At 65.1% G+C, this 20,995-nt stretch carries 18 protein-coding genes; 9 read left to right on the top strand and 9 right to left on the bottom strand.

The annotated features are described in order from the left end of the window. The first annotated feature begins 12 nt into the window (after window positions 1-12). From AC5Y2L_RS15195 to AC5Y2L_RS15185, 3 genes are all read left to right on the top strand, one after another. Window positions 13-186, top strand: coding sequence for a hypothetical protein (locus tag AC5Y2L_RS15195; RefSeq protein ID WP_499935199.1), 174 nt, complete (start codon window positions 13-15; stop codon window positions 184-186). A gap of 70 nt (window positions 187-256) precedes the next feature. Continuing rightward, on the top strand, window positions 257-961 hold the full coding sequence (locus tag AC5Y2L_RS15190; protein WP_499935198.1) for an alpha/beta fold hydrolase: 705 nt from the start codon (window positions 257-259) through the stop codon (window positions 959-961). 16 nt (window positions 962-977) lie between these two features. Continuing rightward, complete coding sequence (locus AC5Y2L_RS15185; RefSeq protein ID WP_499935197.1) at window positions 978-1,769, top strand: SDR family NAD(P)-dependent oxidoreductase; 792 nt, start codon at window positions 978-980, stop codon at window positions 1,767-1,769. A 70-nt stretch (window positions 1,770-1,839) separates the two neighbouring features. Here AC5Y2L_RS15185 and AC5Y2L_RS15180 read toward each other — a convergent pair whose 3' ends face one another. The 3 genes from AC5Y2L_RS15180 to AC5Y2L_RS15170 form a co-directional block, all read right to left on the bottom strand. Next, the gene (locus AC5Y2L_RS15180; protein WP_499935195.1) at window positions 1,840-3,390 is read right to left on the bottom strand and encodes an LCP family protein; all 1,551 of its coding nucleotides are present in this window, start codon (window positions 3,388-3,390) and stop codon (window positions 1,840-1,842) included. Between the two features lie 522 nt (window positions 3,391-3,912). Continuing rightward, window positions 3,913-4,884 (bottom strand): SDR family NAD(P)-dependent oxidoreductase, encoded by a 972-nt coding sequence (locus tag AC5Y2L_RS15175; protein ID WP_499935194.1) that lies wholly within the window; start codon window positions 4,882-4,884, stop codon window positions 3,913-3,915. A gap of 39 nt (window positions 4,885-4,923) precedes the next feature. Beyond that, a complete protein-coding gene (locus AC5Y2L_RS15170) occupies window positions 4,924-6,129 on the bottom strand; it encodes a cytochrome P450 (RefSeq protein ID WP_499935193.1) in 1,206 nt (401 codons plus the stop codon). A 90-nt stretch (window positions 6,130-6,219) separates the two neighbouring features. On the opposite strand from AC5Y2L_RS15170, the gene AC5Y2L_RS15165 reads away from it, so the two are divergent. Further along, window positions 6,220-6,846, top strand: coding sequence for a TetR/AcrR family transcriptional regulator (locus AC5Y2L_RS15165; RefSeq protein ID WP_499935192.1), 627 nt, complete (start codon window positions 6,220-6,222; stop codon window positions 6,844-6,846). A 54-nt stretch (window positions 6,847-6,900) separates the two neighbouring features. On the opposite strand, the gene AC5Y2L_RS15160 is transcribed toward AC5Y2L_RS15165, so the two are convergent. From AC5Y2L_RS15160 to AC5Y2L_RS15145, 4 genes are all read right to left on the bottom strand, one after another. Then, window positions 6,901-7,737, bottom strand: coding sequence for an SDR family NAD(P)-dependent oxidoreductase (locus tag AC5Y2L_RS15160; protein WP_499935190.1), 837 nt, complete (start codon window positions 7,735-7,737; stop codon window positions 6,901-6,903). A 144-nt stretch (window positions 7,738-7,881) separates the two neighbouring features. Continuing rightward, window positions 7,882-10,899 (bottom strand): patatin-like protein, encoded by a 3,018-nt coding sequence (locus AC5Y2L_RS15155; RefSeq protein ID WP_499935189.1) that lies wholly within the window; start codon window positions 10,897-10,899, stop codon window positions 7,882-7,884. 80 nt (window positions 10,900-10,979) lie between these two features. After that, window positions 10,980-12,467 (bottom strand): aldehyde dehydrogenase, encoded by a 1,488-nt coding sequence (locus AC5Y2L_RS15150; protein WP_499935188.1) that lies wholly within the window; start codon window positions 12,465-12,467, stop codon window positions 10,980-10,982. A gap of 36 nt (window positions 12,468-12,503) precedes the next feature. Beyond that, a complete protein-coding gene (locus AC5Y2L_RS15145) occupies window positions 12,504-12,692 on the bottom strand; it encodes a hypothetical protein (protein ID WP_499935186.1) in 189 nt (62 codons plus the stop codon). Between the two features lie 578 nt (window positions 12,693-13,270). Here AC5Y2L_RS15145 and AC5Y2L_RS15140 point away from each other — a divergent pair. From AC5Y2L_RS15140 to AC5Y2L_RS15130, 3 genes are read left to right on the top strand one after another with little or no spacing between them, the layout of a single operon-like run. Next, complete coding sequence (locus tag AC5Y2L_RS15140) at window positions 13,271-13,741, top strand: lipoprotein LpqH (protein ID WP_499935185.1); 471 nt, start codon at window positions 13,271-13,273, stop codon at window positions 13,739-13,741. 25 nt (window positions 13,742-13,766) lie between these two features. Beyond that, entirely contained in the window at window positions 13,767-14,654 is an 888-nt protein-coding gene (locus AC5Y2L_RS15135; protein ID WP_499935184.1) for an MAP_0585 family protein, read from the top strand. Between the two features lie 18 nt (window positions 14,655-14,672). Next, window positions 14,673-15,686, top strand: coding sequence for an aldo/keto reductase (locus tag AC5Y2L_RS15130; protein ID WP_499935183.1), 1,014 nt, complete (start codon window positions 14,673-14,675; stop codon window positions 15,684-15,686). Between the two features lies 1 nt (window position 15,687). On the opposite strand, the gene AC5Y2L_RS15125 is transcribed toward AC5Y2L_RS15130, so the two are convergent. Further along, window positions 15,688-16,461: a spirocyclase AveC family protein gene (locus tag AC5Y2L_RS15125; protein WP_499935181.1), complete on the bottom strand. Its 774-nt coding sequence runs from the start codon at window positions 16,459-16,461 to the stop codon at window positions 15,688-15,690. A gap of 180 nt (window positions 16,462-16,641) precedes the next feature. Here AC5Y2L_RS15125 and AC5Y2L_RS15120 point away from each other — a divergent pair, with 180 nt between their 5' ends. Then, the gene (locus tag AC5Y2L_RS15120) at window positions 16,642-17,301 is read left to right on the top strand and encodes a TetR/AcrR family transcriptional regulator (protein WP_499935180.1); all 660 of its coding nucleotides are present in this window, start codon (window positions 16,642-16,644) and stop codon (window positions 17,299-17,301) included. A 12-nt stretch (window positions 17,302-17,313) separates the two neighbouring features. Beyond that, window positions 17,314-18,516 (top strand): cytochrome P450, encoded by a 1,203-nt coding sequence (locus AC5Y2L_RS15115; protein ID WP_499944096.1) that lies wholly within the window; start codon window positions 17,314-17,316, stop codon window positions 18,514-18,516. 409 nt (window positions 18,517-18,925) lie between these two features. On the opposite strand, the gene AC5Y2L_RS15110 is transcribed toward AC5Y2L_RS15115, so the two are convergent. Further along, window positions 18,926-20,863, bottom strand: coding sequence for a prolyl oligopeptidase family serine peptidase (locus AC5Y2L_RS15110; RefSeq protein WP_499935177.1), 1,938 nt, complete (start codon window positions 20,861-20,863; stop codon window positions 18,926-18,928). Window positions 20,864-20,995 lie beyond the last annotated feature (132 nt).

Below are 20,995 nucleotides of genomic sequence, written 5' to 3'. Positions count from 1 at the left end.
TTGCGGTGAACTGTGAGTGAAGCCATGCAGTATGCCCCTGCGATCGCCTTTTTCCTGATCATCTTGACCCCGTTGCTGCCGGCACTGGTGCATGGGATGCGCTGCGTCTATGAGCGCTACCAAGCGCTCGGGCGCCGAAGCCGCAGCGCACGCGCAATGGCCCCATCGGCCGCGGTGCGGCGATGACCGTCGCCGAGTGGGTCAAGGAGCACGGGTTATGCCGTCAACTTTGAGTTGCGAGTGCACCGCGCGGACATTGTTCTCCGGCAACGGCATCCTGCGCTATCACGAGGCGGGCTATGGACCACCGCTGGTGTTCCTGCACGGCAACGGGCGAGGCGCGACGGGGTGGGCCGCCGTGCGGGATACGGTCCCGGCCTTCGCTGAATTCTTTCGTTGCCTGATCCTCGAATTGCCCGGCATTGATGGCGACGGCGGCGGCCCGATCCGCGCCGGCCGGGACGCCCTGGCCCGCTTCATCGCGGCCCTGGAACTGGAAAGCTTTGGCATAGTGGGTGATTCGGTCAACGGACATACCGCCGCCGACTATGCGCTTCGCCATCCAGGCAGCGTGCACCGTTTGGTGATCATCGGCGGCATCGATAGAAACGTGCCCGGCTCTGGAAATTCCACCCGCTGGCTGCCGGTCCAGACACCGACCCTACTGGTATGGGGCCGCGACGATCGGGTGACGCCATTGGACATGGCGATCGCCACCGTCAGCGGCTTCCCAAACGCGCAATTGCACGTGTTCCCGGATTGCGGCCATCGGCCCATGACCGAGCAACGGGAAGCCGTCGAGAACGTCGTCCTGTCCTTCCTGCTACAACGTGACAGACCTGAATACCATTCTGGCACAGGCGGGTTCATATCCGGCGCGGGTAACGGCTCGGCAATGGCGACCGCTGCCGGTGGCGGCTGTACAGCGCGGCCGTCGATGCAATACGTTATGGGCCAGTGAGCTGACGGGAGAGGACATGAACCGGCTAGCGGGCAATCGGATCCTGGTCACCGGAGCGGGATCCGGTATCGGTCAAGCCACCGTGCTGCGGCTGCTGGACGAGGGTGCTGCCGTGGTGGGTGCAGATATCGCCGCGGACGGATTGGTCAAAACGCAGGCCCGGGCCGACGACACCGCGACCGGTGACCGCCTCACCACCTGCGCGATGGACGTCGCCGACGAGCGGTCGGTGATCGACGGCGTGTCCTTTGCCGTCGAAACACTTGGCGGGCTGGATTCCCTGGTCAACGCGGCCGGAATGCTGCGTGCGATGCACACCCACCAGACCAGCATCGAGCAGTGGAATCAGATCATCGCCGTCAACCTCACCGGCACGTTTCTGGTGGTGCGTGAAGCGCTGCCAACGCTATTGGCGAATCCGCGCAGCACGATCGTGAACTTCAGCTCCACGTCGGCGTCCTTCGCGCACCCGTACATGGCGGCTTACGCGGCCAGCAAGGGCGGAATCCAGTCCTTCACCCATGCTTTGGCGCTCGAATACGCCCGCCAGGGTTTGCGCGCGGTGTGTGTCGCGCCCGGCAGCATCAAGTCCGGGATCACCGATGCCACCGGTGGATACATTCCGCCGGATGCCGACTGGTCGTTGTTCGCCAGGCTGACACCGGTCCTGCCCACGACGGAGACATCCAGCGGCGCCGCAATGGCGCACCCGTCGGCCGTCGCCGGCGTGGTGGCCATGCTGGTGTCCGAGGACGGGGCGTTCATCACCGGGACCGAGATCCGTATCGACGGCGGAACGCACGCCTAATTGGGGCGAGCAGACGCAAAATCGCCTATTTCGTGCCCCAAAATGGGGGATTTTGCGTCTGCTCAGCGACTTAATTGACGCAGGGCACGCCGCCGCCGTCGATCGGTTTTCCTCGATCGGGTGTGGGGTAGGTGCTGGTGGTGTAGCCGTAAGACCCGTAGGTGCTGGACTTGGTTGTCGTAGTGGTGGTCGTCGTGGTGGTGGACTCTTCGAGTGCGGGCAGTGAGAAGTTCGTGTCCACGACCACCTGGATGTGTCCCGGCGCGACGGTGGGATCGGCCTGCCTGGGGCCGTCGATCCCGAGCAGTGTCGCAACATTGCGCGCGTCGGTGTCGGCGCCCGCGCCGTACGTGATCGTCGTAGCCGTCGGTTCGCCCGATTTGCGATCTCGGACCTGGCCCATGGTGTAGCCCTGCTTCTGCAGCGCTCGCGACACCTCGCCAGCCAGGCCGGTCAAGCTCCCCGAGTTGATCACGTCGACGACGGTGGACGGATCCGGCTTGCTGACCGTGGTAGTGGGAGTGGCCGTCGGCGGTGCGGCGCCGATCGCCGCGGCCACCTCGGCCTTGATCGCGGCCGGGTCGACGATGTTGACGTCCTGGCCGTCGATGTTGTCGTACCGGACCACCGGCAGCGTCCGGAACTCCACGTTGTTGCCGCCGGCGAGGTCACCCATGCGGCGGAACAGGTCCTGGTCCCAGCCGGCGGACAGCACGACGTCTTTGCGGGCGACAGCCATCAGACTGTTCAGCCTGTCCAGGTTGGTGAAGGTGCCCGAATCCTGAAGCTCCCGCATGACCGACGACAGGAACGCCTGTTGCCGGTGTGTGCGGTCCAGGTCGCCGTTTTCCAGGCCGTGACGCTGCCGGACGAATGCCAGCGCTTGCGAGGCGTTCAACCGTTGCCGTCCGGCGGGAAAGTTGGCCCCGGAATAGGAGTCGTAGACGTCGTGGTTCAGACAGACGTCGACGCCGCCCAGCGTCTGGGCCAAATCGTAGAAACCGGCCAGGTTGACCTCGGCGAAATAGTCGATCGGAACCCCGGTGAGGCTGCGCACCGCACGCAGCGTTGCGGCTCGGCCTGCTTCGCGGCCCTTACTCTCCAGTTCCTTACGGCTGCTCGTACCCTGGTTCGCCAGCTTCTGCGCAACGTATTGCTTGGTAAGGCCGTAGGCCTCTTTGATCTTGATGTGGTTGTAGCCGGGGACACCATTGAACGCCACCCAGTCGTCGCGGGGGATCGAGAAGGCGACGACTTTGCCGTCGGCGCCGACGTGCACCAGGATCAGCGTGTTGGTGTTGTAGCCGCCGTCGTCGGAATCGCCCGCGTGCAGCTGCCGCAGGATCGATGACGGCAGGTCGTTGCCGTCCTGGTCTTTGCGCGAGTCCAGCCCGATCAGCAGGATGTTCATCTGGTTGCCGCTGGATCGCGGGTCGTCGGGACTTAAAGCTTGCGAGATGGTGATGCCGCCCAGCGCGCCGTGGGCCACCCAATACCCGGCACCGGTGAGCAGCACCGCCACCACGGACACCAGCGCCATGAAGCCGCGCGTCACAGCCCTTCGCATCCGCGAGGGCTGACGGACGGCGCGGTGGCGCTTTAGATGGGCCGGGCGCGCCATGCTGAGCCTCGGCCGATTACCCGCGAAGAGACGCAAAATTGCCCAATTTGGGGCGAAATCGGGCGATTTTGCGTCTGCTCGCGGCGCGCATCACCGATTACCGCATCCGCGGTTTGCGGTGATGTCGTTTGTCGCATGACGTCAAGTATGCGGCAGATTGCGGTGAACGCCCCAATCAAGATTGTCGAGTCAGGCCGGCTCACACGACCGATCGCGCCCAAATTCACGTCGCGGTCCGGGCCGCTACCAGCACGTTTTCGCGGCGCGGCAGGTCTGCGAAAGTTTCGATGCCAGCCGGTCACGAATCCGTCACAGTCGAGCTCTCGGGCGTACATCGGGCGACAAGACGGCGCGGCTCCTGGTGAGGGTAGCAAATGGCCGATGACGGCAATTTCGAAATAGCAGGCCCAATTTCCGGCGGCGTTTAACCGATTTTTGTCACCGCCCTCGCCGCCGGAAATACAAATTATGATGAGTTCTTTGACGAAATATCCGATCCGCAGAATGGTGGCGTCGCGCCCCCTATGGTGCGTTCGCCGTGATGGTGGCGAAGAGCGTGGTTATCTCGTCGCCCGGTCCGGCCGGCACCGTGTAGTCGGCTTCGTCGCGGATCTCCGCGAAATGGTCCCGGACTTCCTCGATGGACAGCGTGGGACTGTAGAAGCCTTTTGTTCTGCCGATGAAGAAGCGCGCGACGTGTCCGGCGCCAACTGTGTAGATCTCGCCGGAAACCGGGCAGTCCCGATGCGCCAGGAAGGCGGCCACCGGCGCTACCCGGGCGGGGTCGAGCTTCTCGAGGTATTGACTTGCAAGGTCATCCAATACGGCTCGATCCGACGCGTCGTCGGGTCGGCCGGCTTCTTCGATGGAGTGCGTCAACATCCGGGTGTAGGCGATCGGCGCGATCGCGTTGACTTTGATTCCGTGCTCGGCTCCCTCGGCGGCCAACACCCGGGTGAAACCAATCAATCCGGTCTTGGCCGCACCGTAGTTGCTCATGCCTTCGGCGCCAAGAATTCCCGCCGCCGAGCAGGTGTTGAGTATCCGGCCATAGCGTTGCGGGCGCATCACGGTCCAGGCCGGCCGCGTGACATGGAAGGCGCCCCGCAGGTGCACGTCCAAGACGGGTTCCAGCCGATCGGCGGTCATGTCCTGAAACGCCGAGTCGCGGACGATGCCCGCGTTGTTGATCACGATGTCCACGCGTCCCCAGGCGTGAAGTGCGGCTTCGATGATCGCCTGTCCACCTGCCGGGCTGGTCACGCTATGGGTGTCGGTGACGGCCTCACCACCGAGTCGGCGAATCTCGGCGGCGACATCACTCGCGGCTTCGAAGTTCGAGCCGTCCCCGGTGACCGACGCGCCGGTATCGTTGACGACGATGCGCGCGCCGCGCGATGCGAATAGCAGGGCATACTGCCGGCCCAAGCCGCCGCCGGCGCCGGTGATCACGGCAACCTGCTCGTCGAACCGCAGATCGTCGCTGGCTGTCACTGAATCTCCAAGGCTGCGTTGCTTTTACGCGTCGAACGGCTACCAGCTGACCGGCAGTTCCTTCATGCCGTAGATGTCGGCTTCCTTGAACCTGAGCTGATCCGATGCTACCGCCAGTTTGAGTCCAGGTAGTCGCCGCGCCAACGTCGCGAATGCCACCTGCATCTCCACCCGTGCCAGGTTCTGCCCGATGCATTGGTGCACTCCATAGCCGAAACCCAAGTGCCCACGCGGATTTCGTTCCGGGTCGAACACTTCGGGATGTTCGACGAAATCGGCATCCCAGTTTCCGGCGGGCAGATTCATCAAGACCCAGTCCCCGGCGCGGACCAGTTGACCGCCCAGGGTGAGGTCTTCGGTAGCCACCCGGTCGACCTGGCTGTGCACGATGCTGAGGTAGCGCATCAGCTCCTCGACGATGTTGGCGACGACGGCGCCATCGTCGGTCTGCCCGAGTCGCTCGTACACCTCCGGATGTTGCAGCAGCGCAACGGTTCCCAGCGAAATCATGTTGGCGGTGGTTTCGTGGCCGGCCTGCATCATGATCACACTTGTCATGGCGGCGGTCTCATGGTCGAGCTGACCCGTCGCGATGTATTCGGTGGCCAGGCGGCTGATCAAGTCGTCGCCGGGCTGGCGCTCTTTGCGGCGCACCAACTCCTGAATATAGGCATACATCGCCCCGAACGCGGCCGCCTTCTCGGCGTCGGTGGACCTGGTGTCCAATCCGACCGTGGTGTGGTGCTGGAAAAGCTCGAGGTCGTCCGGCGGTACGCCCAACAGCAACGCAATCACCATCGACGGCACCGGCAAGCCGAAGTGCCGCACGAGGTCTGCCGGCGGTCCGATGCCGATCATCTCGTCGAGATAGTGGTCGACCAATTCCTGGATCGTCGGCCGCATCGCCTCGCACCGGCGGAAGGTGAAGCTGGCGGTCACCATGCGCCGCAACCGGTGATGCTCGGGATCGTCGACGCGTGCGAACATCACCGGCGCCGTCCCACCCGGGCCCGACGGCCTGATGGCGGCCGGAATCGTGTCGGCCGACAGGCGCGGATCCACCAGCGCCGCTCGGATGTCTCGGTAGCGGCTCACCATCCACGTCGGCTTGCCGTGGTACATCACCCGCCGAAGCCCCGGCTCTTGGCGCCAATCCGCGAAGTCGGCTGGGGGTTTGAGCGGGCATTGCGCATCGCGCGGCACGGGTATGAGGGGAAGCTCTGCATCGGAAATCGTTGCTGTCACCGGCATTTCCCATTAAATGTCAGGTAGCTGTCAATTAGACGAGCGTAGAACCTCCCTGACGGCCCGTCAACCGTCAGTTAGCCTGGCACGGTGTCAGCTGTTGCCGACCGGCCGTTGCGAGCCGACGCGGCGCGCAACGTCCAACGCATCCTGCGTGCGGCGCGCGCCGTGTATGCCGACTCGGGCGCCGAGGCACCCGTCGAGGCCGTCGCCCGTCGCGCGGGTGTCGCGGAACGAACGCTGTACCGCCGGTTCCCGACGAAGGGCGACCTGGTCCGCGCCGCTCTGGATCAGAGCATCGCCGAGGATCTCACCCCGGCGATCGAGGACGCACTGCGCAGTACCGACCCGTTGCACGGCCTGGCCCAATTGATCGCAGCCGCCATATCGCTGGCCGCCCGCGAGCACAATCTGTTGACTGCCGCGTACCGGTCCGGATCACTGACTCCCGACATCTCGACATCGCTGGACGAGGCGCTAGACGAACTTGCCCGCCGGGCCCAGCAAGCCGGCTTGATTCGTGCCGACCTGGTTGCCGACGACCTACCACGCATCATCGCGATGCTGCACAGCGTGCTCTGGACGATGGAGTTGAGCAGCGAAGGGTGGCGACGCTACGTGGCGCTGATCATCGACGCGATATCGACCGGCGAACGACGCCCGCTACCCCCGGCTGCGCCCGTCTGTTACGCACCCGAGACTGCCTGGCCCATGTGATGCAGGGCCGCTCGGCCTTCGGGGATGACGTCTGGTCAAAACACGCTGGATCGCTTAGTCGAGTCCGACGAGATCGGCCGAGATGGTCCATAATCCGTCGATCAGCGCTGGGTCGTGGGCTTGCCGGGCCTCGGGCCCTCGCGCGCGGTGGCGGTGGAAGTAGACGCCGTTGATAGCGGGGTCGGCGCCACGTTCAGCCAGCGCGATCAGCGGCGCGGCTCCCTGCTCGGGTGTGATCGTTGCGAGGTGGCGCAGCGGAGTGCGATACAGCAGGCCGACGAAGCGTGAGTCTCTACCGAAGCTCGACGCGGCGGGACCGGGATGCACTGCGGCCGAGACGATTCCGTCGTCGGACCACCGTTTGGCGATGCCGCGGGTGAATAGGATGTTCATGAGTTTGCTTGATGCGTACGCACGCGTCTCGAATGCGTGGCGCCGGTGATAGTCCAGGTCGCTCAGGTCGACCCGGCCAAAGAGATTCGCGACGCTCGCGGTGTTCAGCACGAGTGCGCTATCGGCCGCGGCGAGCCGGTCGTGCAGCAGGTTGGTGAGCAGGAACGGCGCCAGGTGGTTGATCTGGAAATTGGGTTCGTGGCCGTCGGGCGTGCGCAGCCTCGGCGCGAATGTGCCGCCTGCGTTGTTCATCAGAACGTCGATCTTGCCGGCATGCTCACGGATCTGTTCGGCGAGTGCGCGGACGTCGTCTAGGCGTGCGAAGTCGGCGGTCAGTGCGGTGGCCCCGGCGTCGGCGGCAACCGCTGCGAGTTTCTGGGCAGACCGGCCGACGACAACTAGGTCGACCGAGGGGCCCGCCAGGGCTCGTGCGGCTACGGCACCGATGCCGTCACTCGCACCGGTGATCACAATCGTTCGTGGTGAGCTTGTGGACATCTGTATCTCCGCTGAATCGTGTTGTATTCGAATTCTGCTGGGTGTTCTGGTGAACTTAGCGCCTACCCGACCAGTTCGCACTGGACCGGCACCGTCCGCGCTGCGGTGCACGGCTAACTGCGTCGCCGCGGCCTTGGCGCGCAGTCACTTTCGGCGTGGATTGGCGACCGCAGCCAAACAGAGAGCCAACACGATCGCCCCGACGACGATCAGCGGATGCCACCACTGGGTGCCGACCCAGTAAACATGCGTGCCGACCAGGCCGGGATGATCCTGGTCGGTGCCGAACAGCTGGCTGCGTACCCAAGGTGTCGCGAGCGCGAGTACCGCGCCGACAAGCGTGAAAGCCAGCAGTGCGAAAAGCGTTCTGCTGGAACGCTGCCAGGTTCCCAAGACGACCAGGTAGCCCCCGACCGCGGCGACGAGCAGTCCGACCGCGCCGAGATGTCCTTCGCATTGAATCGCGGCCGCAGCACCCAGAACCAGGAGCACCGCGCCGGCGATGATCGTCGACTTGGCCACACCCTTGGTCAACGACACCACACGGTATCCGGCGAGTGTCAGGGTTCGCAGAGTGATCAGGGCGGGCTTCAACACACCGGGGAGCTGTCGGATGGAGCCGGCCGCCGACGATGCTGTCGCGGCGGCTTTGGTGACGGTTCGCGCCATCAGCGGCGAGCCCTTGTCGGTCGAAAATGTCTCACGGGCAACGGGATTGGAATTCAACAGCCGGTACTTCGCAGCTCCCTCGGGCGTGGCCAGGACTTGCTCGGCCCAGCTTAGGGATTTTGTCGGGCTCCAGTCCGGCCGCTTTCCCGGCTGCGGGTCGACGACCGCCTTGGCCAGTCCGTCGAGCTCGTCGTCAAGGATCCGTCGCTGCCAGGCCTGTGCCAGCCACAGCGCGGTCAGCGGGATACTGGGCGGCAATGTCTGCCCCGAATCATCCAGGAATCCGAGCTCATTCAGCAGCGCCGCTTCAGTCAGACTGCCTGAGGATGGAAAGTCAAGGTTCCCAAGTGCTTTCAGCTTCCCGAGAAACCAACGCGCCGCGGGTTGCGTCTCGCCGGTGTTCTGGTATTCAGCGGCGTGCGTCTGGACGATCCAGTGCACCCGGCGTGGGTCGAGCACCACGTGAACGAGCCAGCCTGCCCCGTCGAGGCGGCCCCACATCCAGTCGTTGGCTCGCCACGACCGTTTGTAGAAGGCGCCGAAATGGTGGAACTGCATGCCGGTGAGCTTGTCCTGGGCCGTCTTCCAGTCGGGTGCGAGCAGACTGCGCGTATCGGCACTCACTTGGACGAGTTCGAGGGGCTGCTCGATGTCTGCCTCGGCCGGGAGCATGGCCCGCTGGGTAGTGGCGAGGTCGAACAACTTTCGCGCCACGACCTGCGGCTCGCGGAGCGGTTCGAGGTATCTGAGGTAGGTCAGCAGCGGACCGGGTTGGTTGCCGGCCAGTGTCGTCATGGTCGCGCCGCAGTTCACCAGTGCTGCGCCCAGTCCGTCCCACGCGCTTTCCGGTACCTGACGCTTGGCGAGGTAGCGCTCGGCGAGTGTGGTGGCTGCATTCTCGAGCGACCCGTTCCGCACCTGGTCATCGGTGCATACCTCGTGGACCAGCACGGCCAGATCGAGCGGCGCGGGCTTTGGGCATGCCGCATGGATATCTTCGGTGAGTTTGGCCAGCGCGCTCATGTGGTCCGCGGATGTGACGAGCTGGTATGCCGCCCGCGCGACGGCAATGGCACATGCCTTCGCGAGGTCGTACGACGGTCGGCCGAATCGAGCAAGCTCGGCCGTAGTCTCCGGAATTGATTGCGGCCAGTGCTGCTGGATGGAGTCGGTGATTCGTCGACGACACACCCGCTCGGCATCACCCCCGATCGCCAACTCGGATTGCCAGTGTCTTGGAATGCCTTCGTTCGACCCGTCCGACGTCGGCAGCCACGTGCTCAGCTGGCGTAACAACGTGGCGGTGAGGGCGTGAGCGCGCCTGGTGGCCTCGCGCTTCCGGTAGTCCGCCAGCAGCGACGCGTTCAGCAGTCGCGATCCCGCCGTCGCCCCCAGCTCTGCGAGGTGCAGTTTGGTGTCAGTGCGCGCTTCCATCCGGTCCTGATGAGCCCGGATCGCGCGCAGGTCCGCGGCGATCGATTGCGTCGTGACCGCGGCCAGGTCCTTGAGCACCCCGCCGACCAGCCCGAGTGGCTCGTTGACGTCGTCCTGCGGAGCCTGCTGCGTAACGTCCGGAGCGGGTCCGGCCGACGGCACGACGAACAGCAGCACCCGGCGGACCGCCCGTCGGGCTCGACGGTCGAAGATGCGCTGGAGGAGCACGTCGATGGGTTGGTTGTCCAGCAGGCCGCCGTCGGCGGCCCAATGCGGGCGAGTGATGTTGGCGTAGGGCGCCATCGGTGGTCGAGCCGGTACGGCTCCTTTCCTGGGCGTGCCGCTGGTGAAGGGCAGGAACGAAGGCTCGAAAGCCAGCGGGAACGACGCCGAGCTGCGTGCGGCCAAAGCCAGGGCGGCTGAATTGTCGTTGTTGGCGAGATCGGTTTCGGTGAAGGTGAAGATCCCCCGCCGGTCCACATCCTGAACGAGCGTGCCGTAGGAGTCGGTGAACCTGCTCGTCTCGCCGGTCAGCAGCGTCGTGGTGACATACAGGGTGGTGGAGGGCAAAGCATCCGCCGGGGGTGGGAACGGTCCGGGCCCGAGTTGTGGGATCTGCTGCGCCAGCGCGGCATACATGCGCTCGTCGCCGTACAAAAGGGACGGTGTGTTCTTGTCTGCCGGGTCGCGCAGCAGGTCGGTGAGAGCTCCGAGGTCGAGCCAAAGGTCGCGCAGGCCACCGAGGTCAGAACCGGTGGCTCGCGACGAGGCGAGCAGAGCCGCGCCGATGCCGCCGGCACTCGTTCCCGATAAGACGTCGACGTCCACGACGGTGTCGAGCAGGTCGATGAGTTCGGCGTAGAGCCGCAGCGACTCGGCGGACGCGGTCGGGAGTGGGTTGTCGGTCGGAAATGGACCGCCCCGCCTGCGCCATTGGGACGCCTGCGCCAACAGATTGATCTCCCGCGCAACCCCGGCCATCCAGATGGCCAGGCTGACTCCGCCTGTCATGGTCGTAGCCAGCCGGAGTTCCTGCGTCAAATCCGTCACCGATTGCATGGTCTTCTGGCTCCGAATGTGGCGTTGCGCTACGCCAACCGCGAATCAGCGTTCATCAAGTCCACGCTGGACGCGCCGAGTCAGGGTGCTTCGTCGAGCAGCACAGTCTTGGTCTCCAGGTAGGGCAACAATCCTTCCCGGCCGCCCTCGCGTCCGATGCCCGATTGCTTGAATCCACCGAACGCCGTACTCATGTCCATGCGGAAGTTGTTGTGGCCCACCGTTCCTGAGCGCAGTTCGGCCGCCACCGCCCGGGCCCGAGCGGTGTCCGGGGTGAACACCGCAGCGTTGAGGCCATAGATCGTGTCATTGGCGATATCGATCGCCTGGCCGTCGTCGTCGGCCGGTATCACGCTGAGCACTGGGCCGAAGATCTCCTCCTGGGCGATGACTTGCCGGTTGTCCACATTGGCGAACACCGTCGGCTCGATGTAGTAGCCGCGCTTGAGATGCTTGGGCCGGCCGCCGCCGGTGACCAGGGTGGCTCCCTCTTCAATGCCTTTGGCGATGTAGCCCTCGACGCGATCACGCTGACGTTCCATTGCGAGCGGACCCATTTGGGTCGCGCCGTCGAACGGGTCGCCGACTTGGACCGCCGAGAATTCGGCAGCAAGCGCTTCGGCGAATTCGTCGTGCCGGCTGCGCGGTACCACAATCCTGGTGAGCGATGCGCAAACCTGGCCCGACATCAGGCACTCCGCACGGGCGAGCGTCGCTGCTGCGGTCTCGATGTCCGCATCGTCGAGGATCACAGCCGCGGACTTGCCACCGAGTTCGAGAGTGCACCGCGCGACCCGCTCACCGCAGATCGACCCGATTTTGCGTCCCGCTGCGGTGGATCCGGTGAAGGCGATCTTGTCGACGCGGTGATCGCGGACCAGCAATTCGGAGACTTCGCGGTCGGCGGTCACGACATTCAGCACCCCGGGCGGCAGGCCGATGTCTTCGGCGATCTCGGCCATCAGGTAACCGGCGCCGGGCGCTTCGGGCGAGACCTTGATGATCAGCGTGCAGCCGGCCAGCAGCGCCGGAGCCGCTTTGTTGACGATGAGTGTCAGCGGCGCATTCCACGGGACGATTGCGCCTACCACACCCACCGGCTCGCGGACCAGTAGACCGAATCCGCCACGCGCCAATCCCGTTGCGGGAGGCTGAAATGGTTCTTCGAAGGGATATTCAGCGGCGAGGTCGGCGTAGAACTTGAAGACCCCGGCATCGCCGATGGCCGAGTACTTCGCCATCGAGAACAGGGTGCCGGACTCGCGGGGCCACATCTGGCCGTAGTCGGCGGTCCGGGCTTCGAGTTGGGCCGCGATCGAGCGTAGGTAACCGGCGCGCTCGGCATGCGTCATGCGTGGCCATGGACCGCGGTCGAAGGCGTGCTTGGCGGCTGCGATGGCCGAATCCATGTCGGCGGCCTGAGCCTCCGGAACCCGGAAGTACAGTTCCTCGGTACTCGAGTCGAAGACGTGGATCGCCGTGTCCGAACTCGGCTTGACCCATTGGCCGTTGATGAAGAACCGGTCCGTGTGGCGTAGCGGTACCTGATGGTCGGTGGCCAACGTCATTGTTTCGCCTCCTGCGGCATGCACATATTTCGCTGACTATAGGCCCTCGTCAGAAGGAATGCGATCCTGGTCCAACGACCGATACCGATCTCGGGCAGTGCTACCGCGGCGGGTGGCAATATTTGCCGGAATAGCGGTGGCGGCCACCATGATGATGACGATTACGAACACCCCCGCATCGGCGTGCGACAAGTCGTTGCCGTGCAACCGGCTGGTCAGAATCACCGAAATCACCGCCGCGCCGACGGACGCGGCCGTGTTGTGGTTGACATTGAATAGCGTTGAGCCGTAGACGACTTCATCTGGATTGAGGGCATCAGCATGCCACCGCCAAATCCTTGCAGACCCCGAAAGCTCACCACCAGAACGATATTGGGTGGGCTCGACAGGAGCTTGGATGGCGTCCGCGGTTCGACTTGGACGTCATTGCCGCCAGAGTCGCCGGCGGGCAGTCGGTCTGGACTCCCTTGTCACAACTGGTTGGCGCCAAAGAGTGCATCGGCAGTTCGTATCATTCGGCGTGTTCGAACCGGCCCGCGACGAGGTTCGCATCCGGGAGCCCCTCGCCATCTAAGGCGGCATCGCGGGGGATCTCCTATTACTCGCCGCCCATGCAGATAGTCATCAAAGAGCTGAGCATGACCAAGCATGACAATGGCCGGCGGTTAGCAAACCAAGCGGTTGGGTACATGCCTTCGCGGGTGTCTCGTTGCCTTGGCCGATCGAAAGTGGTCGGCCGTATTGCCCTGGCCACCGGGAAATAAATAGAGTAACGAGACCTAGCGACACGAAGGAGAGCAGTGGTGAAGCGTGGCATCGTCGTCGGCGTAACCGCCGCAGCCGTCGTGGTTGCGGGTTGTGTCGGCTGTTCGAACAAGAAGTCGGAGACGGGCGCGTCGAGTTCGTCGGCTCCGCCGGCTCCGGCCGGGCCGCAGATCATTGTCGACGGTCAGCGGCAAAACATCACCGGTCAGGTCACCTGCACTCCAGACGGCGACAACATCAAGATCGGCATCGGCGATCCGTCCAGCGGAGTCGGCGCGGTGGTCAGCAACGCCAATCCGCCGATCGTGCATGCCGTCGGACTGGGCAATATCAACGGCGTCACGCTGGGCTTCTCGGACGCCGCACCAGGCCAGAACGATAAAGCGGGAGCCGAACGCAAGGACAAGACCTACGCGATCAAGGGCACCGCGAGCGGTAGCGACATCACCAACCCGAATGACCCCAAGCCGGTGTCCAAGCCGTTCGAAATGACCGTGACCTGCCCGTAGCGCGGGCCGAAAGAGGGGACGAGCTATGTCAAGGAATCGTGTCGTCGCCGCGGCGGCGCTAGCGGTGGGTATCAGCTTGTCGGCCGTGATGCTCGACGCAGGATTGGCCTATTCCGACCCGACGCCCACGCAACCACCTGGGCCAACCAAGCCGCCGACCGGTCCGACCGGTCCGACCGGTCCGACCGGTCCAGCCTCGACGCCATCGAAGGCACCCGCGTCGACGCCGTCGCAGGCACCCTCGAGCGCGCCTGCCTCGACGCCGTCAAGTGCGCCCGCGTCGACACCCTCGAGCGCGCCGGCGTCGACGCCGTCGAGCACGCCTTCCGCGACCCCGTCGTCCAGCCCGGCTGCGAGTTCGTCGACCACGCCGTCCTCCACGCCTTCCTCGACGCCGTCGTCTACGCCGGCTGCGAGTTCGTCGACCACGCCGTCGTCGACTCCGTCGACCGGACAAACCACGCCGGCGGGCACGTCGTCGACGACGCCCTCTCCGGGTATAACGGTGGTGCTCAACCCGCCGAGCACTCAACCTCCGCATCAGCCGTTCATCCCGCGGGCAACGACAAGGGCCAGCGCTCAAATCGGCGGCCCGATCAACATCAGCTTCAACATCGTCGGCCAGGGAGCGCCGCCTCCGCCGCCGCAGCGAGTCTGGTACTGGAACGACGGTCCCGCTCCCGGTCGTAAGCCGCCCTTCTGGGAAGGCCCGCCACCTCCGGGCGGGTGGGACGGCCCGCCGCCTCCCGGCGGGTGGAACCGCCCGTGGAGCGGGCCGCCACGCGACGTGGATTACGGGCGCCGCTATTTCTCGCCGTTCAACTACAACAACTTCACCGTCTTACCGGTCTTCAACTGGCAGTACGGGGGTTGGGGTTACTGGCTCTTCGGCGTCTGGGTCCCCCTGTACTAGGGAGCAACGGGCGCACCCATGACCGTCCCGATTCCCACCGTGGAACTCGGTGACGGGCTGCAAGTCAGCGCGATCGGGTTTGGTGCGATGTCACTGACGTCGATCTACGGCGCAGTCGAATACTCCGAATCCCTTGCGACCCTTCACCATTGCCTCGATGTCGGTGTCAACTTCATCGATACCGCCGACATCTACGGCGGCGGTGAGAACGAACGGCTCATCGCCAAGCTGCTGCAGGATCGCCGTGACGAGGTAACTCTTGCAACGAAATTCGGCATCGCCGGCAATCCCAGGGACCGCACGGCCGGTGGAACACCGCTGCGCGGCGATGCACCCTATGTCCGGCGGTGCATCGACGACAGCCTGCGTCGGCTGAACACCGATGTCGTCGACCTGTACTACCTGCACCGCCACGACCCGAAGGTGCCGATCGAAGAGACCGTCGGCGCCATGGCCGAACTGGTGGCCGCCGGCAAGGTGCGTCACCTGGGATTGTCCGAGGTGACCGCCGACGAGTTGCGAGACGCCGTTGCGGTGCACCCGATCTGTGCCGTGCAAAGCGAGTGGTCGATCTGGAGCCGCGACGTGGAACGCAAGGTGGTGCCGGCCGCGGCCGAACTGGGTGTGGGCTTCGTGCCGTATTCACCGCTGGGACGGGGCTTTTTGACCGGAACCGTCCGTTCTGGCGCCGACCTATCGCCGGGTGATTTCCGGCGGACCATGCCACGGTTCGCCGACGGCACGCTGGACGCCAACCTCGCCGTCGTGGATGTGGTCATGTCGGTCGCCGAGCAGCAAGGAGCGACGGGCGCGCAGGTCGCGTTGGCTTGGCTGCGGCAGCGTGGCGAAGCGTTCGGCGTGCGCTCCGTGCCCATTCCCGGGACCCGGCGCGCGGCACGGGTCGACGAGAACATCGGCTCGCTGGCGCTGACCCTCACCGCCGAACAAATGGCGGCGCTGGACGCGGCGGGCTCGGCGGTCGCCGGTGATCGCTTCGCGGACCTCAGCTGGGTGTCGGCCGGGCGGGAGTAGCTTAGCGGGGCTGGTTCGGCACGCCCGGGAAGTGCTGCGTCGTGGGACCCGAGGTCACCCAACCGCCCAGCTTCGTGACCAGATGCGGCGCGAAAACCGCGCCGTAGAGTACATTTCCGACGACCACAACCGCAATGATGGACAGCATCGATGCCTGCAGGCGGCTGCTCGATCTCTTGTCGGCCCACATCTCGATGACGTTTCGGCCTTCGGCATCGGTGCGGCCCAGCAGATAGGTGAAGACCATCATCTGCACACCCATGGCGAGCGAGTCGTAGAGCGGGTATTGGTGCGGCGTGCCCTCGAATATCGCCAGGCCGGGTATCACGTAGCCGTAGTGGAAGATGCCGAGCCGCGCCCCCAGGACCGCGTTGAAGAACAAGGCCCAGCAGAAGCCGACGACAAGTCCGACGGTGAGTAGGGTGATCGGCCTGCGCCAGTGGAACTTCGCGCTCACCCGACGCCCAAGTGCGGCGCCGATGATGGCGGGCAACACGAAGTAGGCGATGTAACCGATGGGCACGGACGACGGCAGCCCACCCCACGTCATGTTCAACGGCCACCATGACGGCATGCGGGGGAGCGCGGGCGGGAACTGCGCATACATCGCCCAGTCGTAGGGCGCCTCGATCCAGGAGAACGAGACCGCCGAGATGCACAGCAGCAGCAACGGGTGCAGGCGGCGCTGCCGGTAGCTCAGATACACGCCGATTGCGATGAACGAGATGCCGCCGACGTACGCGAACGCAACGCCCGCCTTCAGCAGGGGCGTCATCCGTCGCGCTCCTGCTTCGGAGCGCGGCGCGCTTCGGGGTCGTAGCGCAGAACCAGGCCGAATACCAGCGCGATCAGACCGAACAGCGTGCCAAGCATGATCACGGCGCCCACGTCTGCAGTCCCTTCGACGTTCGTAAGATAGTGCATACTATCTTAAAGCCAGTTTGAGGAGTGAACGGTGCCCCAGCGACCTTCGGTGCAGAGCAGAGCCCGGCCGCAGCCCCCGGCTGTGCGCCGGCCCCGTGGCGAGCCGCGCCGACTGCTGCTGGACGCAGCTCGAAACCTGTTTGCCCGCAAGGACTATCGCAGCACCACGACGCGTGAGATCGCGCAGGCGGCCGGCGTCACCGAACATCTGCTGTTCCGCAATTTCGGCTCCAAGGCGGCGCTGTTCCGGGAGGCCCTCGTTTTGCCGTTCATCAACTTCGTCGACGAATTCGGACGGACCTGGCAAGCGGTGATTCCCGAGGAGACCGGCGAGGAGGAATTGGCCCGGCATTTCGTCGGGCAGCTTTACGACGTGCTGGTGCAACACCAGGGGCTGCTGATGACGCTGATGGCCTCGGAGGCGCTCAGCGACGACGAAGTGATCGAGACCGGCATCGCCGACATCAGGAGTGCGCTCACGGTGCTCGGCCAGATCAGCGCCGAGGGCATGAAGATGCGCGGGTTGCAGTCGGGGCAACCGGACCTGCCGGCCCACTCGACGGTGGCGATGATCGCCGGCATGGCCGCGCTGCGCTCGACGTTCTTCGGACCCGGGCAGCCGTTGAGGGAGGCGATCGTCGACGAACTCGTCCAGGCGACCCTGCACGGCTTCCTGCACCGCAACGAGTGAGAGGACGTGAGATTGACCGAGACCAGTGCGATCGAATTATATTACGACCCTTTTGATTTCGACATCGACGACAATCCGTACCCGGTGTGGAAGCGCATGCGCGAAGAAGCGCCGCTGTATTACAACGAAAAGTTCAACTTCTATGCGCTGAGTCGCTACGAGGACGTGGCGCGCGAGCTGCCGAACTGGGAAACCTACCGATCCGGTCGCGGGACCACCGCTGACATCTTGTTCAACAACATCGAAGTGCCGCCGGGCATTCTGCTGTTCGAGGATCCGCCGCTGCACGATTTGCACCGCCGGCTGCTGTCCCGGGTCTTCACGCCGCGGCGCATGCTTGCCGTCGAATCTCTGGTGCGGGGATTCTGTGTGCGCGAGCTGGATCCGCTCATCGGTGCCGGCGGTTTCGATTTCATCGCGGACCTGGGAGCGATGATGCCGATGCGCACCATCGGCTATCTGCTGGGCATCCCGGAAGCGGATCAGGAGAACATCCGTGACTGCAACGGGTCCTTCATCGAAATGGACAAGGCACGCAAGCTCGGCGAGGTCAACCCAAACCTGTTCCAGGACACCATACTTCTGTTCGCGGAGTACATCGAATGGCGAGCGAACCATCCGTCCGATGATCTGATGACAGATCTGCTGCAGGCCGAGATCGAGGAACCCGACGGTACGCGAAGGCCGCTGTCGCGTACCGAGGTGCTGGCCTACACCGCCATGATCGCCGGCGCCGGCAACGAGACCACCGCCCGGCTAATCGGTTTCATGGGACAACTGCTGTCCGATCATCCGGATCAGCGACGCGAACTCGTCGCCGACCCGTCCCTGATTCCCGGTGCGGTCGAGGAGACATTGCGCTACGAACCACCCTCGCCGGTACAGGCCCGCTACGTCGCACGAGACGCCGAGCACTACGGCCGCGTCGTTCCGGAAGGCTCGTTCATGTTGCTGCTCGACGGATCTGCCAATCGCGACCACCGGAGGTTCTCAGATCCCGACCGCTTCGACATCCATCGTCAAGGCAGCCACCTCAGCTTCGGGCAGGGTTTGCACTTCTGCCTCGGCTCGGCGCTGGCGCGAATGGAAGCTCGGGTGGCCTTCGAGGAGGTCCTCAAACGATGGCCGGAATGGGACGTCGACTACGACAACGCCGAACGGGCACACACCTCGAGCGTGCGCGGGTGGGCGCGGTTGCCCGTCTTCATCGGATGAGCCGCGGCTGCTGCGCCGCCAAGGTCCCAGATTGCTGTCAGAAGCCCCGAGTCCGAAGGCATCAAGAAGTACCAAGCCGAAAACGAAGGCCGGTGGGTTCACCAGAGAACAATGCAAAGCCACCGTCAACGGCATTCAGGTGGTCCAAAGAAGAGCACGCCAGAGAGGTATTTCTTCGGCTGGCGCGAGTACATGGCGTCGGGGTATGCGAGGTCAGCGAAACCCCTGCGGCAATCCACCGGCCGATCGGGAAGGCAACTGCAATGTCTTCGCCGGCGGCGGCCACCTCAGGCGATACCTCGCCGGCCCCAGGGCTTGCTGCCGGTAGTGCCGACGCGACAGCCCGCCCGGCCGCCGAGGGCATAGAGGAAAAGGGCGAAGGTCGACTGTATTTGTAATTCTCTGCGCGTCACAGGTTTTTGACCGTCACCGGCTCGATGTCTTCACCTTCGGGCAGGGCGAAGCCGAAAACCTGTGCGTAGAAAGAAAGTTCGGCGTCGAGCGCCCGACGGATGTTCTCCGCGCGCCGGAAGCCGTGCTGTTCACCCTCGAAGAGCAGGTAGGCGACGGGGACGTGCCGCGCGCGCAGGGCGTTGACAATGGTTTCGCTCTGCGCAGGCGGCACGATCGGATCCTCGCTGCCCTGCAACACGATCAGCGGACGGGTGAGCCGGTCGACATGGTGGATTGGTGACCGCGCGACGTAGCGCTCCCGGGCCGCCGGGTAGGGGCCGACCAGCCGGTCGAGATACCGGCTCTCGAACTTGTGGGTGTCGCGGGCCAGCGCTTCGAGGTCTGCGACGCCGAAGTGGTTGGCTCCCAACGCGAACGGCGTGTCGTCGCGGGCCAGCGCCGCGAGCGTGGTGAATCCGCCCGCCGAGCCGCCACGGATGGTGAGACGTTCCGCGTCGACGCGTCCCATGCTCGCGAGGTGCCGGGCGGCGGCGAGGCAGTCGGAGACGTCGACGATCCCCCAGTTTTCGACAAGCTCCTCGCGGAACGCGCGACCGTAGCCCGTGGAGCCGCGGTAGTTGACGTCGACAACGGCGAATCCGCGACTCGTCCAGTACTGCACGGCCGTCGAGAATACCGGCGACGCCGAACCCGTCGGACCGCCGTGGATCTCCACGATCAACGGTGGTAGCTCGGTTTCCGGCCCGGCCAGGTCTGCGTGCGCGGGCGGGTAGAACAGCGCGTGCGCTGCACGGCCGCCGCCAGTCGGGAAGCTGATGTGCTCGGGCACCGAGATAAACCGGGGGTTTACCTCGAGGTTGCGTGGGGCCCGCAGCGTCTCGACGACGGTGCCGTTGGGATCGAGGCGATGCACCCCGGGCTCTTGGGTCGGTGACCCCGCGACGACGAGCAGCGTGTCGTCGGTGGCCGCGCGCAGCGCCGTGAACCGGGAGAACGGCGTGTCCAGATCGGTGACCGTGCCGTCCGGAGCGCGGCGGGCAAGCCTGTCGTATCCGTCGCGCGTCCATGCGAACACCACCGACCCATCGGCGAGCATCGCATACCGCGTAGATCCGAATTGCCATGGCGGGAAACCGATTTCGGCGTCGCTCTGCACGACGGCCGTGATACCGCTGCCCGCAGCCCAGCTGTACAGGTTCCACCAGTTGGTGCGGTCGGACAGGAACCAAAGAGCATTGTCGGCATCCCACCGGGGTTCGAGCACCGACTCCTCCGGCCCGCCCGCGATCACCAGCTCGCTGCCCGTCGCCAGGTCGCGGATGACGAGCTCGGTGGAGTCCCACGGCATCGACGGATGGTTCCAGCGCAGCCACGCCAAGGTGGCGCCGTCCGGCGAGAGTCGCGGCGCCGCAACGAAATCGGAGCCGGTGACCAACATCTCCGGTTCGGATGGGGTGTGCGCATCGAGCCGGACGATCTCGTTGTCGACCTCGGTGGCCGACGACCCGCGATGACGCTCGCGCACGCAGACGATCGAACCGCCGTCCGGGGCGAGGTCGCCGTCGGCGAACCGATCGGCCCGTGGGGTCACGGGCTCTGGGGTGAGCGGCACCGGTGCTTCGCCGGGTGCCAGCCGATAAAGGCGTTGGTCGGCCCAGTTGGCGAACCACACGACGCCGTCGCGGGCCCACCACGCGCCGCCCCCGTATTCATGGACGGCGGTGCGCGCGTTGTACCCGTCGGGGAGCAGATCGGTCGAACTGCCGCCGGGGCCACGGCGTACCAGCTGGGTGCGGCCGCCCTCGGTGGGCCTGCCCTCTGCCCACAGGACGTCGGCGCCGTCGAGGATCAGCTCTCCGAGGCGTACCGCGCCGGCTACCACCGACGCAGACGTGAACGGTGTGGGCCAAGAGCCATAGGGTGCGGTCGTCACGTTTCCGTACGCTAGCCGGACCGACTCGCTTCCGGCTGCCGGGACGCCGACGGCGGAACTTCACGTTGATTTAGTACCTTTCGGTTATGCCGGCCCGGGCACGGTGGTTACCGGCACTTGTCAACATCGTCG

The sequence above is a fragment of the Mycobacterium sp. NGS66 genome (assembly GCF_059812225.1).
The sequence above is the reverse complement of the archived record's forward strand: the minus strand, read 5'-3'. Positions and strand labels throughout refer to the sequence as shown.

Excerpts from the sequence above, each read along its gene's own strand:
- AC5Y2L_RS15125 (WP_499935181.1), bottom strand. The coding sequence starts at position 16,461 with ATGACGCCCCTGCTGAAGGCGGGCGTTGCGTTCGCGTACGTCGGCGGC.
- AC5Y2L_RS15130 (WP_499935183.1), top strand. The coding sequence starts at position 14,673 with ATGACCGTCCCGATTCCCACCGTGGAACTCGGTGACGGGCTGCAAGTC.
- AC5Y2L_RS15185 (WP_499935197.1), top strand. The coding sequence starts at position 978 with ATGAACCGGCTAGCGGGCAATCGGATCCTGGTCACCGGAGCGGGATCC.
- AC5Y2L_RS15150 (WP_499935188.1), bottom strand. The coding sequence starts at position 12,467 with ATGACGTTGGCCACCGACCATCAGGTACCGCTACGCCACACGGACCGG.
- AC5Y2L_RS15135 (WP_499935184.1), top strand. The coding sequence starts at position 13,767 with ATGTCAAGGAATCGTGTCGTCGCCGCGGCGGCGCTAGCGGTGGGTATC.
- AC5Y2L_RS15160 (WP_499935190.1), bottom strand. The coding sequence starts at position 7,737 with ATGTCCACAAGCTCACCACGAACGATTGTGATCACCGGTGCGAGTGAC.
- AC5Y2L_RS15180 (WP_499935195.1), bottom strand. The coding sequence starts at position 3,390 with ATGGCGCGCCCGGCCCATCTAAAGCGCCACCGCGCCGTCCGTCAGCCC.
- AC5Y2L_RS15155 (WP_499935189.1), bottom strand. The coding sequence starts at position 10,899 with ATGCAATCGGTGACGGATTTGACGCAGGAACTCCGGCTGGCTACGACC.